Origin of the sequence: Methylobacterium sp. Leaf113 (assembly GCF_001423325.1) — a bacterium.
Taxonomy (GTDB): Bacteria; Pseudomonadota; Alphaproteobacteria; order Rhizobiales; family Beijerinckiaceae; genus Methylobacterium.
Map to the genome: position 1 here is coordinate 133262 of NZ_LMNJ01000045.1, position 12432 is coordinate 145693.

Consider the following 12432-nt stretch of genomic DNA (forward strand, 5'->3'; position numbering starts at 1 on the left):
AGCCGAGACCGGTTGTAGATCGCGTCCGGCGGTCGAGGATCGAATCAACATGCCGGATGGGTCGGATCGATTTTTCGGGCAATGTCATTGCGGAGGCGTTCGCTTCGCGGCGACGCTGAGCGACGGCTTTGGCACAATCCGGCGCTGCACCTGCTCGTATTGTCGGATGCGCGGGGCCGCTGTGGTCTCGGCTGAGGGCGGCGGCGTCGAGATCCTGCAAGGGGCGGACCTGCTGACGCGCTATCGGTTCAACACCGGCGCGGCGCAGCACTTCTTCTGCTCACGCTGCGGGATCTATACGCATCATCAACGCCGATCGAACTCGCACCAGTACGGCGTCAACGTGGCCTGCCTCGACGGAGTCAGCCCATTCGACTTTCCCGAAATGCCGGTCTTCGACGGCGTGAACCATCCGAGCGACACCGGCGGAACGACTCGCCGCGCCGGAACGCTCCGTTTCGTCCCGGAGGCTTAGCCACCAGTCCTTAGACGGGATGGCGGCTTTCGGCCCCGACGAGACGGTCGGCCACGTCCTCCGCAAGGGAGAGGCTTGAGGTCAGGCCCGGACTCTCGATGCCGAAGAGATGGACTAAGCCGGAAAATCCGTGCTCGGCCGGGCCGTCGATACGGAAATCGGCGGCCGGCTCACCGGGTCCGGTCAGTTTCGGGCGGATGCCCGCGTAATCCGGCGTCAGTACCCCATCGGGAAGGCCCGGCCAGTAGCGTCGGATCGCCTGCGCGAACGCCTGGGCGCGGGCGGGATCGACCCTATAATCGAGGCGGTCGACCCATTCCACGTCGGGGCCGAAGCGCATGCGCCCGGCCAGATCGAGCGTCAGGTGGATGCCGAGGCCGCCCTCGACGGGCGCCGGGTAGATCAGGCGCGAGAAGGCCGGTCGCCCGGTGCAGCCGAAATAGCTGCCCTTCGCCAGAACCTGACGGGGGATCTGTACCTTGGGATAGCCCTCGACCCGATGGGCAAGTGCCTGGGCGCCAAGTCCGGCCGCATTGATCACCGCGTCGAACACCAGATCCTCACCGGCGACGGTCACACGCCAGCCTTCGGGAATCCGCAAAATTCGAGTCACAGGGCTGATGAAGGCGACGGCCCCGCCGGCATCCTCCAGGTCACCCTGCAGGGCCAGCATCAGGGCATGGCTGTCGACGATGCCGGTGCCCGGCGCGTGCAGGGCGGCGACGCAGGCGAGATTCGGTTCGAGGACGCGGGCTTCGGCGCCGTCGATCAGTGCCAGACCGGGAACGCCGTTGGCATCACCGCGGTCGAGGATCGTGGCGATGGCCGCTCGCTCCGACTCGTCGGTGGCGACGATGAGCTTGCCGCAACGCCGATAGGGCACGCCGTGACTATCGCAGAAGGCCATGAGCATCGCCGCCCCGGCCACGCAGTGGCGCGCCCGCAGCGAGCCGGGAGGATAGTACATCCCACCGTGGATCACCTCGGAATTCCGGGCCGAGATGCCAGTGCCGATCGACGCCTCGGACTCGGCCACGACCACGGCATGGCCGCGGATCGCCAGCGCCCGGGCCACGGCCAGTCCTACGATACCGGCACCGACGACAAGGATTTCCATCACGGCCAGCCGATGAAGCGAAGATCGACGGGGAAGACGTCCACCAGAACGATGTCGACGCCAGGGACAGGGCGCGGAACGCTGGCCCTCGACCCATCGTCCGTACCGGCTATCAGGTGCCCGATCGATCCGCTCCGCACAAGATACCCTCGGGCCATTTACCCTCGGGTCATCGCGATCGATGATCATCGGGCAACTGCCTGAGCACGGAGGCGCGCGACTGCTCGGGCGCCGACGCGCGCGGAGCCAGCATCGGGCATGCACGCACGGTCATGGCGCTGCGACCCAGTTCCCGCTACAAGGCGAACCATCCGTAACCGTTCGAGGTCGGAATCCCGTCGGCTCGGAGACGATCGCGCCCTGTCGCGAGCCCTCCCCGGCGCGTGTTTCGCCTGCTTGCCCCCTAAGGCTTCCGTCACAGTGCCCTTCCCCACCCTGCCGGCCCCGCTCGCCCGAGCGCTGACCGCGCGCGACTACGAAGACCCGACGCCCGTGCAGAGCGCCGTCATCGAGGCGGCAGCCCAGGGACGAGACCTTCTCGTCTCGGCCCAGACCGGCTCCGGCAAGACCGTGGCATACGGCCTCGCTTTCGCCGAGACCCTGCTTGACGGGGCCGAGCGCTTCGGCCCCGCCGGTGCTCCCCTCGCCCTGGTCATCGCGCCGACCCGCGAGCTCGCCCTTCAGGTCGAGCGCGAACTGAGCTGGCTCTATGCCGAGACCGGCGCCCGCGTCATCTCCTGCGTCGGCGGCATGGACCCGCGTCGCGAGAGCCGCCAGCTCAACGACGGCGCCCACATCGTCGTCGGCACCCCGGGACGCCTGCGCGACCACCTGGAGCGGCGCAACCTCGCGACTCAGGATCTGCGCGCCGTCGTCCTCGACGAGGCCGACGAGATGCTCGACCTCGGCTTTCGCGACGACCTTGAATTTATTCTGTCGGTGACCCCGAAGGAGCGGCGCACGCTGCTGTTCTCCGCGACCCTGCCGAAAGCCATCGCGACGCTTGCCGAGCGCTACCAGAACGACGCCCTGCGCATCGCCGTAAAGGGTCAGGAGCGCGGTCACTCGGACATCACCTACAAGGCCATCCGCGTCGTGCCGCGCGAGCTGGAGCATGTGGTGGTCAACACCCTGCGCTTCATGGATGCGCCGACCGCGATCATCTTCTGCAACACGCGCAACGCGGTGCGCCATCTCCAGGCGGTGCTCACCGAACGCGGCTTTTCGGCCGTGGCGCTCTCGGGCGAACTCGGCCAGGGCGAGCGCAATGCCGCCCTTCAGGCCCTGCGCGACGGCCGGGCCAAGGTGTGTGTAGCGACAGACGTCGCCGCGCGCGGCATCGATCTCCCCACCGTCAGCTTGGTGATCCATGCCGACCTGCCGCATGACGCGGAGGTGCTGCAGCACCGCTCGGGTCGCACCGGGCGTGCCGGCCGCAAGGGCACCAGCCTGCTGCTGATCCCGGCCTCGAAGCGGCGCCGGGCCGAGCAGATGCTGATGATCGCCAAGGTCTCGTTCGAGTGGGCCGGTCCGCCCACCGCCGACGAGATCCGCCGCCTCGACGGCGAACGCATGTGGCAGGATCCGATCTTCACCGAGGCTCCGGCCGAGGAAGATCTGGCGATGGCCGAGACCCTGATGGGCCAGCGCACGCCTCAGGAACTCGCCGCCGCCCTGGCGCGGATCTATCGCTCGCGCCTGCCCGCCCCCGAGGATGTCACCGATCCGGGCGCCGGCCCCGAGCGCAAGACTCGGCCCGTGTACGATCCCGCTGATACGGCGCGAATCGATGCCGAGGGACCATCGGTCTGGTTCCGGCTCAATCTCGGCCGCCGTGACAATGCCGATCCGCGCCGGCTCCTGCCGATGCTGACACGGCGCGGCAATATCGGCCGCCAGGAAATCGGAGCGATCCGGATTTTCGACCGCGAGACCAAGTTCGAGGTCCGGGGCGGTGCCGCCTCGCGCTTCGCACAGACCTTCGCCAAGAACGGTTCGCCCGAGATACAGGTGGAGCCCCTGCTCGAAGGCGGTGAGCCCGATCGCGAGGAGAAGGGGGCGAAGGCCTTCAAGAGCCCGCGCGGCGCCCGCCACGAGCGCGAGATCGCCAAGAAGCCGCGGACCAGCCGCGCGCCTCGCTGAACCGGCAGGAGGCGCCCATTGGGCGCCTCGTTCGGCGACGATCAGGCGTCCCGGGCGGAGGGCTTCGCAAGATACGAAATGGGCGCCCTGTGGGTGCTTGGCGGTAGACTCGATCGAGTCGTTGGTCCTGACCCGGACCAGGTGAGGCGACCGATGTGAGCAAGATCCGGGCGATCGCCCTCAGAAGTGATCGGGCAGGCTCTTCACGGCGTTCCCGAGCGCTTCGACGCCTTCGGCGATTTTTCGTCCGGCCGGGGCCAGGGACGGCACCTTCAGGCCGAAGAGTTCCGTCTGCTCCGACTCCTCGGCGGCTGCACTGGCAGGCATCGCCTCGGGCGCGGCGGCCGACGCCACCTTCGCGGCGGCGGGCTTGGCGGCGGCGGGCTTGGCAGCGGCGGTCTTGGCAGCGGCGGTCTTGGCAGCGGCAGGCTTGGCATGCGGTGCGGCCGCGGTGGCGACGGGCTTGCGCAGGGTCGTCTCACGCTCGGGCGGAAGCGCGGTGAAGATGCCGTTCGTCGCCCGTGACCGGGTCGTCTCCGTGGAAAGCGGCGCGATGACCGCGGCCGTGCGTGTCGCTGGAATCAGCGAGGCCGGACGAGCCGGCGGCAGCACCGCAGCGTTCTCGATCGGCGGTAGACGGACCGGCTTCTGTGTGGCGGCGACTTCCAACCGCTTCTCGGGGATCTTGACCTCGACGGCCTGAACCACGGGCGCCGAGGCTGGCAAGGACGGCGGCTCCGGCGGCTTGACGGCGGCCTGAACCACGAGAGGCGTTGCTGCGGCCGGAAGACGCTCGACCTTCGCAGGCGCCGCGATGGCGAGTGCCGGGGCCGGTGCGGCGGCTTTTGGCTGAGACGGGGCCAGTGCCGGAACGCCGTCGCGCAGGTCCGGCCATTCGGACGCGGAGTGCTTGGTCACCGGCGAAGCGGCGGAGATCTTCGCCAGCGACGGGCGGGTGAATTGAGGGCCGGCGAGATCGCCGAGGGTGGTGAAGGCCAGCACCCCGAAACCCGCCAGACCGAGGACGCCGAGGCTCGACAGAAGCACGATGCGGAGGTTCACGTGGGATGGGCGTGGCGCCGGACTCGCGGGGCGCCGCGTCTCGGAAGGGTCGATCGTCACGGACATCATGGTCTCAGACATCTCGCACGCTGGGGAACATGGGTGTTGACCGTGGCCGGTCGATCACGCGACGCGATCCGCGCGGCGACCGCAGACGAACGGCACCGGCGTGCAACGAAGAAGACCGCGCAATGGGGCATGAAGATGTCCTGAGCCTCCGCCTTGCAGAGGATAGGACGGGACACGTCGCGAATCTGAATAACCCGAAGAGGTTTAACGACGCGTATCGGCTCAGAACTTCTCAGATCAGAATTTGGTCCCGTGCCGAATCGTCATCGCCTCGGCCTGGAGTCGTACCACCCGGGCGATGTTCCGGGTGATGCGATTGGTGGTGCCGGTCGCCGGAGCCTCGCCGGCGGCGAGCCGCGCTTTCAGGGCGACGAGATCGGGCGCGCCCCAGCGGGCCAGGATCGCCTGGAAGTCCGCGTGGCGAGCGGGATCGAAGGCCCGCTCCGGCGAGGCGCAGGGATGGGGCGGCACCAGGAGAGCGACCGGCAGCAGGCCGGCCGGGATCGTGGCCGTGGCGGGGTGCGTTCGCCCGAGGGCGAGCATCTTCGGCACGAGAAAGACGCGCGGTCCGTCGGACGCGCCGGCCGACCCGCCGAAGATTTCGATGCGGCCGAGGGGCGTAATTACCACGTGGTCGACCATCGGGATCGCGTCGAGGTCACGCCAGAATCCGGGATCGTCACGAAGGTTTCGGCCGACCGCCGCGCGGAGGATTCTGAGCGCATCCGGATCGGCCGAGCGCAGGCGGAGTCGCCCCTGGGGGAGGTCGAGGCCGAGGTCGAACCAGTTGTCCCCAAGATTTTCGGGCCGGAGTGCATTCGGGTCGCGACCCGCCTCGGCGATCGGGCGGGACCCCGGCCAGGGATGGAGCGTCGCCGGCCGGCACAAGGCGACGGCATGGCTCCAGCCCCCGGCGAAGGCCGTCTCGTAGGCGACCGGGATCGCCCCGGCCGGGTCGAGGGCGATGCCGCCCCGCGGGGTGACGAGGCCGAGGCGTCCGGATGCGAGCGGGGTCGCGGCTTCGTCGCCGGTGCGGCTGAAGCGGGCCAGCGCCCCGAACCCGCCCAGGGTCCAGGTCGCCGTGGGATCGGCCAGCGCGCCCGTGACGAGTTCGGCGACCCCGTCAAGATCGGGCCGTTCAGACATCGGCATCGGCCCCATGCCATCGCGCTCCGGGTCGGCTACACAGGGCGGGGCAGCTCCGCGCCACCCGTCCGACGGTCGAACCCCGGTTTCCATGCCTCACGACGCCGCCTCCGCGCCCCGGTCCCGATGGGGCCTGACTCACCGCAACGCCGCCTCGCCCGCAGCGTCGGCGGACGAGGGCCGCCGTCCGTTCTGGGCCTCCTGGCCGACACGGACCCGGATGATCGTGCTGGTGCTGGCGATCGATGTCCTGGCCGCCCTGGTGTCCTGCGCGGTGATCGTCGTCAACGCCCGCTCCGCCGTCGAGGTCGAGATGCAGGCCGCGATGACGAATGTCGAGCTTCTGGTGTCGGATACCATCGATCTCGCCCAGGCGGGGCCGCCGGCCGGCATCCTCCAGACTCTGAACCTGCGCATCCACGACTTGCGCCACGTGCGGGTCACGGTGCTCGACGCCGCCGGCAAGGTCGTCACCGGCGGCCTCGGCCGGGTCCGGCACGAACAGCACGCCGCGCCGGCCTGGTTCGCCGCCCTGATCGCCCCGGCGATTCGCGAGCACGACCTGCCGATCGTGGCCCAGGGCCAGCGCATCGGCACCGCGCGCATCACCACCCAGCCGCACGACGAGATCGACGAGGTCTGGGTCTATGCGCTCTCTCTGTCACTCGCCAGCCTGTGCCTCAGCCTGGGGCTGCTCGCCGCCCTCACGGTCGCCTTCGGCCGCGTGCTGGCGCCGCTGACCGACCTCGCCGAGGGGCTGATCCAGCTCGAACAGCAGGATTACACCGTGCGGATGGAGCCCCCGGCCTCGCGCGAACTCGCCGCCATCGCCACCCGGTTCAACCGGGTGGCCCAGGCGCTGGCGGAGACCCGGGCCGCCAACGGGCGGCTCAACCGCCAGCTGCTGTCGGCGCAGGACGACGAGCGCCGCCGCACCGCGCTGGAACTGCATGACGAGTTCGGCCCCTGTCTCTTCGCCCTGGAGGCGACCGCCGCCTCCGTGGTCCGCATGGCCGAGGCCGAGGCCCCACCGGACCGGGGGCGGCTGAAGCAGCGCGCCCAGGACATCGCCAGCATCGTCGGTCAGGTCCAGACCCGGAACCGCGAACTCCTCAACCGGCTGCGGCCGCACGCCCTCGGGCAGGTGCCGCTGACCGAATGCCTCGACCTGCTGCTACGCGATTTCCGGCGCCGCCACACCGGGACCCGGTTTGCCGGGAGCTTCGAGGGCCTGGCGCGCGGCTACGGCGACGTGACCGACCTGACCGTATTCCGCTGCATGCAGGAGAGCATGACCAACGCCGTGCGGCACGGTGGGGCCCGGAACGTCACCGTGCAGGTTCGCGACGAGGCGGCGCCGGCCGGCCGGGTCCTGCGCCTGACGGTGCATGACGACGGCACCGGCATCCCGGCCGACCACAGCCTCGGCCTCGGTCTTTCGGGGATGCGAGAGCGGGTGGAAGCCCTCGGGGGCACGTTCAGGCTTGACAATGACCAGCCCGGCGCAGTTGTGCGGATCATGATTCCGCTCGATGATGAGCGGGACGTCGACCCGAGTCCGATTCCCAGCGCATGAACGCGATCGCCACCACCGCCGAGGCGCCGACCCTCGTCATCGACGATCACCCGATCGTGCTCCAGGGCTGCCGCCGGGTGCTCGAGGATGCGGGGATCGAACGGATCATCGACGCCACCAGCGTGGTCGCGGCCTATCGCAGCTTCCTGCGCCTGCGTCCCACCACGGTGATCTGTGACCTGACGTTCCAGGGCAGCGGCCTTGCCGGGCTCGAACTAATCCGGCGGATGCGCAACGCCAACCGGGCGGTCCGCATCCTCGTTTTCAGCATGCACAACGATCCGGTGATCGTCTCGCGTGCGCTCGAAGCCGGCGCCCTCGGCTACGTGCTGAAGGACCACGCCTCGGGCGAGCTGTTCGAGGCGTTCCAGCGGGTCCGATCCGGACGGCCCTACCTCGACCCGCGCCTCGCCACCGAAGTGGCGATGCTGCGCACCGACCCGAAGCGCACGCCCGAGACCCAGCTGACGCCGCGCGAATTGCAGATCCTGCAACGCCTCGCCCAGGGCAAGTCGTATGGCGCCATCGCGAGCGACCTGTCGGTGAGCTACAAGACCATCACCAACGCCTGCTCGCTGATGCGCCAGAAGCTCGGTCTGCGCACGCTGGCGGAGCTGATCCACGTGGCGGTGACGCAGGCGCAGCGCCAGGGCTGAGGGCCGCGTCCCCCCGGACGCTCAGCCGAGGCCGCCCATCTCCCGCACGATCGCCCATTCCGCCTCGGTGACGGGCTGGACCGAGAGGCGCGAATTGTTGGCGAGCACCATGGCGGCGAGCCGCGGCTCGGCCTTGATCGCCTCCAGGGTCACGGCTCGTGGCAGGGCCTCGACGGCGCGCAGGTCGACCATGCCGAACCGGCCGGTCTCGTCGGAATCATCTGGGTAGTAGGGCCGGATCACCTCCACGATGCCGACCACCGCCTTGCCCTCGTTCGAGTGGTAGAAGAAGCCGCGCTCGCCGACCTCCATGGCCATCAGGTGTTTCTTGGCGACGTGGTTGCGCACGCCGTTCCAGTGGGTGCCGGTGGCCCCCGCCGCGACCTGCTGATCCCAGGACCAGGTCGAGGGCTCGGACTTGTAGAGCCAATAGGCCATGCGCTTCTCCGGAGACGCCGGCTCCATACACGAGACAAGCGTGGCCGTCAGGCCCGCCCGCTTTACCAGCGTGGCCGTCAGGCCCGGCGCTTTTCTCAGCGTGGCAGTCAGGCCCGGCGCAAGGCGTTGTCCCAGTAGCGCAGGCTCGGCCCGTTGACCGGCGCGCCGGCCCCGGCGTTGCGGGCGTTGACGAAGGCGTGGAACTCGGCCGCCGCCTCGGGACCGAGAAGGTCGGACACCGCCGAGAGAATGCGGGTGATGCGCAGATGGTTGTGGTCGTGGCTGCGCAGCCAGCCCTCCGTCTCGGCATAGAACCGCGTCATCCGCCCGAGGGCGGCGCGCAGGCCCGACAGGGCCGCCGGATCGTTTCGGATTGCCTCCGCCTCGGCCCGGCTCAGCACCGGCGCGCCGGGCACCGCCAGGCTCGCCTCGTGCAGGGGGAAGCACCACTGGATGTAATCGTGCACACCCTCGATATGGGCGTCGTCGAAGGCCAGGATGTCGCGCAGGGTGCGTCCGGCACCGTCTCTGCCGGGGTCATCCCGGCCGGTGCCGGCCAGGAAGGCCAGGATCGGGTACTGGCTCATTCGGCTTCTCCCCGCAAAGGCCGCGCCAGCAGGGCGGCGATGACGCCGTCCACGCTGGCCCCGCCGGAAACGATGGCCGCCACGGCTTCGGCCACGGGCATCTCGATGCTGCGCTTACGGGCGAGATCGACCAGGGCGGCGGCGGTGAAGGCGCCCTCGGCGAGCTTGCCGCCGGAGGCCGACTCGGGCGAGGCGCCGGCGCCGAGGCGCTCGCCGAAGGTGAAGTTGCGCGATTGCGGCGACGAGGCGGTCAGGACCAGATCGCCGAGGCCGGACAGGCCCATGAGGGTCTCGGGCCGGCCGCCATAGGCGCGGGCGAAGCGCATGAGTTCGGCGAAGGCCCGGGCGATGAGGGCGGCGCGGGCACTGTCGCCGAGACCGCGCCCGGCGACGATGCCGGAGGCGATGGCGAGCACGTTCTTGCCCGCCCCGCCGATCTCGACGCCGCGCACGTCGTCGGTGTGATAGACCCGCAGCGTCGGCCCCGAGAGCGTGCCGGCCAGGCGGGCCGCCAAGCGCGAATCCGAGGCCGCCAGGGTCACGGCCGTGGGCAGGTTGCGGGCGACATCGGCGGCGAAGCTCGGGCCGGACAGCACCGCCACCGGCGCCGAGACGCCGAGCACCTCCACCGCCACCTCGCTCATGAAGGCGTCGCTGCCGCGCTCGATGCCCTTGGCGCAGAGCACGATCGCGGCCCCCGGCGCGAAGGCCGGGCCGAGTTCGGTGAGCACGCCGCGCAGGGTCTGGGCCGGCGTGACCATCAGGACGGTTCCGGCCGCCCTCAGGGCGCCGGCATCGGATGTGGCGACGATGCGCCGGTGCAGGGGCACGCCGGGCAGGTAGCGCGCGTTCTCCCGAGCCTGCTCCAGCCGCGCCGCCATGGCGGCGTCGCGCAGCCATAGGGTGACGGAATGGCCCGCCGCCGCCGCCGCGTTGGCCAGGGCGGTGCCCCAGGCGCCACCGCCCACGACGCCGACGTCAGGGCCGGGGCCGGAGTCGCGGTGGGTCGCCGTGTCGAGCCCGCTCATGCGCAAAACCTCTTCAAGCACCCGAGTCCGGCGTTTCGCCGACCACCGCCGACAGACGATACAGGCGATGCGCCCGGAGCGGATGCCCCTCGGGCAGGGCCGGGTGCGCGAAGCCGCCCGCCGGCCGCATGCCGAGGCGTTCCATGACCCGCCGCGAGGCGACGTTCCCCTCGGCCGTGAAAGCCACGATGTCGGACAGGCCGCAGCGGCCGAACAGATCGCCGAGGGCGAGCCGGGCCGCCCGGGTCGCGATGCCCTGGCCCCAGGCCAAGCGCACGAGGCGCCAACCGATCTCGACGGTCTCGCCGGGCCGATCGCCGCCGGGAAACGGCATCGGCCGCATCAGCCGGGCGCCGCCGACAAGTCCGATGCAGGCGCCCCCCGTGATCGTGACGGCCCAGGGACCGAACCCGTCGATGCGGAACCGACGCTCGAGCGAGCGCAGTTCGGCCGCGCTGGCGGCTGCATCCTTGAGCGCCGGGAAATGGCGCATCACCTCGGGATCGGCGTTGAGGGCCGCGAGGCGGGATTCGTCGCCCGCCTGCCAGCGGCGCAGAACGAGGCTTCCGTCGCGAAGCTGTTCCGGCGGCGGTGCGATCGTCGGCGTGTCCGGCCCAGGCGCTCGCAGCTTGTCCCGCAGGGCCAGCGAGCGTCGGTTCAGCCAGCCGAGATCCGCCCGGCCCGCCAGCACCGCCTCGCCGAGACCGATGGCGGCAGCGAGCTGGTCGCCCGACAGGTTGGCCCAGGCGGGAGCCTTCACGCTCTCGCGCCAGGGTGCGCCGCAGGTGTTGTCGAGCAGGATGCGGGCGAAGCAGTGATCCGCCCGCACCGGCCAGCCGGGCCGCACGGCCTCGGGCAGGCGCCGCTCGACGAGGTCGCGCCAGCGCGCCCGTTCGGCCTCAGGCAACCGCCTTGGGCTCCGCGAAGGGCCAGCGGGCGCGAGCGGGCGCGGTCAGGTCGTCGACCATGCCGAGGCGCAGGCGCTCGATGCCCGCCCAGGCGATCATGGCGCCGTTGTCGCCGCACAGGGCCAGAGGCGGCGCCACGAAGGCGAGGCCGGCCTCGCCGGCCTGGGTGGTGAGCGCCCGGCGGATCGCCCCGTTGGCGGCGACACCGCCCGCCGCCACCAGGGCGGTCGGATGGCCGGCCACGGAGGCGAAGTCGCGCATCGCCACCCGCAGGCGGTCGACCACCACATCGACCACCGCCGCCTGGAAGCTGGCGCAGAGATCGGCCACGTCGACGGAGGAGAGCGGGGCCAGCTTCTCGGCCTCGATCCGCAGGGCGGTCTTCAGGCCGGACAGGGAGAAATTGGCCTCGCGCCGCCCCATCATCGGGCGCGGCAGGGCGAAGCGCTCCGGATCGCCGGTCTCGGCCAGCCGTTCCACCTCGGGGCCGCCCGGATAGCCGAGGCCCAGCAGCTTGGCGACCTTGTCGAACGCCTCGCCGATGGCGTCGTCGATGGTGGTGCCGAGGCGGACGTAATCGCCGACCCCCTTCACCGCCACGAGCTGGGTGTGGCCGCCCGAGGCGAGGAGCAGGAGATAGGGGAAGCCGATGCCGTCGGTGAGCCGGGCCGTGAGCGCGTGCGCTTCGAGGTGGTTGACCGCGATCAGAGGCTTGCGCGCGACAAGCGACAAGGTCTTGGCCGTGACGAGGCCGATCAGGACGCCGCCGATCAGGCCGGGGCCGGCCGCCACCGCGATGCCGTCGACCTGGGACAGCCTCATCCCGGCGCTGCCGAGCGCCCGTTCGATGAGCCGGTCGAGCACCTCCACATGGGCGCGGGCCGCGATCTCGGGCACCACACCGCCATAGGCCGCGTGTTCGGCAATCTGGCTCAGGACCTCGTTGGACAGGATGCGCCCGCGGCCGCCCTCTCCGGGCATGACCACGGCAGTCGCGGTCTCGTCGCAGGTGGTTTCGATGCCGAGGACGATCATGGACGGCGGGTCGTTTCCGTTTCGCGGGCGGGAATCGGGTGGGGATGCGGGCAAGAGGGGACAGCGAGGCACGGGACCGCGCGCCGAAGGTGGTCGCGCCGGCCCGTCCGGTCGCCCGTACCCTAACGCCCGCCTCCCGTCGCGGCAACGATGGGTTGCCTCCCGGCGCCGGACCGGCATTGGATGCATCCGG

General features: G+C 70.7%; 12 protein-coding genes. 4 read left to right on the plus strand and 8 right to left on the minus strand.

Annotated features, from left to right (window positions below; all coding sequences use genetic code 11):
• The first annotated feature begins 49 nt into the window (after positions 1-49).
• The gene (locus ASF60_RS18750) at positions 50-475 is read left to right on the plus strand and encodes a GFA family protein (RefSeq protein WP_056188576.1); all 426 of its coding nucleotides are present in this window, start codon (positions 50-52) and stop codon (positions 473-475) included.
• A 10-nt stretch (positions 476-485) separates the two neighbouring features.
• Here the strand turns inward: ASF60_RS18750 and ASF60_RS18755 are convergent, their stop codons facing one another.
• The gene (locus ASF60_RS18755; protein WP_056188578.1) at positions 486-1592 is read right to left on the minus strand and encodes an NAD(P)/FAD-dependent oxidoreductase; all 1107 of its coding nucleotides are present in this window, start codon (positions 1590-1592) and stop codon (positions 486-488) included.
• Between the two features lie 420 nt (positions 1593-2012).
• Between ASF60_RS18755 and ASF60_RS18760 the strand changes: the two genes are divergently transcribed.
• Positions 2013-3734 carry a DEAD/DEAH box helicase gene (locus ASF60_RS18760; protein WP_056188581.1) on the plus strand — a complete coding sequence of 574 codons (1722 nt, stop codon included), beginning with the start codon at positions 2013-2015 and terminating at the stop codon, positions 3732-3734.
• Between the two features lie 180 nt (positions 3735-3914).
• On the opposite strand, the gene ASF60_RS24765 is transcribed toward ASF60_RS18760, so the two are convergent.
• Positions 3915-4865 carry a hypothetical protein gene (locus ASF60_RS24765; protein ID WP_056188584.1) on the minus strand — a complete coding sequence of 317 codons (951 nt, stop codon included), beginning with the start codon at positions 4863-4865 and terminating at the stop codon, positions 3915-3917.
• A 237-nt stretch (positions 4866-5102) separates the two neighbouring features.
• On the minus strand, positions 5103-6017 hold the full coding sequence (locus tag ASF60_RS18770) for a DUF6925 family protein (RefSeq protein WP_156634293.1): 915 nt from the start codon (positions 6015-6017) through the stop codon (positions 5103-5105).
• Positions 6018-6102: 85 nt separating this feature from the next.
• Here ASF60_RS18770 and ASF60_RS18775 point away from each other — a divergent pair, with 85 nt between their 5' ends.
• Complete coding sequence (locus tag ASF60_RS18775) at positions 6103-7587, plus strand: ATP-binding protein (RefSeq protein ID WP_056188590.1); 1485 nt, start codon at positions 6103-6105, stop codon at positions 7585-7587.
• Entirely contained in the window at positions 7584-8243 is a 660-nt protein-coding gene (locus tag ASF60_RS18780; RefSeq protein WP_056188593.1) for a response regulator, read from the plus strand. Before ASF60_RS18775 ends, ASF60_RS18780 begins: the two co-directional genes overlap by 4 nt.
• A gap of 21 nt (positions 8244-8264) precedes the next feature.
• On the opposite strand, the gene ASF60_RS18785 is transcribed toward ASF60_RS18780, so the two are convergent.
• From ASF60_RS18785 to tsaD, 5 genes are all read right to left on the minus strand, one after another.
• Positions 8265-8681 (minus strand): EVE domain-containing protein, encoded by a 417-nt coding sequence (locus ASF60_RS18785; protein WP_056188596.1) that lies wholly within the window; start codon positions 8679-8681, stop codon positions 8265-8267.
• 107 nt (positions 8682-8788) lie between these two features.
• A complete protein-coding gene (locus ASF60_RS18790; RefSeq protein ID WP_056188600.1) occupies positions 8789-9268 on the minus strand; it encodes an opioid growth factor receptor-related protein in 480 nt (159 codons plus the stop codon).
• On the minus strand, positions 9265-10296 hold the full coding sequence (locus ASF60_RS18795) for an NAD(P)H-dependent glycerol-3-phosphate dehydrogenase (protein WP_056188602.1): 1032 nt from the start codon (positions 10294-10296) through the stop codon (positions 9265-9267). The genes ASF60_RS18790 and ASF60_RS18795 overlap by 4 nt, the downstream gene beginning before the upstream one ends.
• Positions 10297-10309: 13 nt before the next feature.
• Complete coding sequence (locus ASF60_RS18800) at positions 10310-11203, minus strand: GNAT family N-acetyltransferase (RefSeq protein ID WP_056188604.1); 894 nt, start codon at positions 11201-11203, stop codon at positions 10310-10312.
• Positions 11196-12239: a tRNA (adenosine(37)-N6)-threonylcarbamoyltransferase complex transferase subunit TsaD gene (gene tsaD / locus ASF60_RS18805; RefSeq protein ID WP_056188606.1), complete on the minus strand. Its 1044-nt coding sequence runs from the start codon at positions 12237-12239 to the stop codon at positions 11196-11198. The genes ASF60_RS18800 and tsaD overlap by 8 nt, the downstream gene beginning before the upstream one ends.
• Positions 12240-12432: the final 193 nt, after the last annotated feature.

Bases quoted from the DNA above. Each gene is read 5' to 3' on its own strand.
- ASF60_RS18785 (WP_056188596.1), bottom strand. From the start codon at position 8,681: ATGGCCTATTGGCTCTACAAGTCCGAGCCCTCGACCTGGTCCTGGGAT.
- ASF60_RS24765 (WP_056188584.1), bottom strand. From the start codon at position 4,865: ATGATGTCCGTGACGATCGACCCTTCCGAGACGCGGCGCCCCGCGAGT.
- ASF60_RS18755 (WP_056188578.1), bottom strand. From the start codon at position 1,592: ATGGAAATCCTTGTCGTCGGTGCCGGTATCGTAGGACTGGCCGTGGCC.
- ASF60_RS18775 (WP_056188590.1), top strand. From the start codon at position 6,103: ATGCCTCACGACGCCGCCTCCGCGCCCCGGTCCCGATGGGGCCTGACT.
- tsaD (WP_056188606.1), bottom strand. From the start codon at position 12,239: ATGATCGTCCTCGGCATCGAAACCACCTGCGACGAGACCGCGACTGCC.
- ASF60_RS18770 (WP_156634293.1), bottom strand. From the start codon at position 6,017: ATGCCGATGTCTGAACGGCCCGATCTTGACGGGGTCGCCGAACTCGTC.
- ASF60_RS18790 (WP_056188600.1), bottom strand. From the start codon at position 9,268: ATGAGCCAGTACCCGATCCTGGCCTTCCTGGCCGGCACCGGCCGGGAT.
- ASF60_RS18795 (WP_056188602.1), bottom strand. From the start codon at position 10,296: ATGAGCGGGCTCGACACGGCGACCCACCGCGACTCCGGCCCCGGCCCT.
- ASF60_RS18780 (WP_056188593.1), top strand. From the start codon at position 7,584: ATGAACGCGATCGCCACCACCGCCGAGGCGCCGACCCTCGTCATCGAC.
- ASF60_RS18750 (WP_056188576.1), top strand. From the start codon at position 50: ATGCCGGATGGGTCGGATCGATTTTTCGGGCAATGTCATTGCGGAGGC.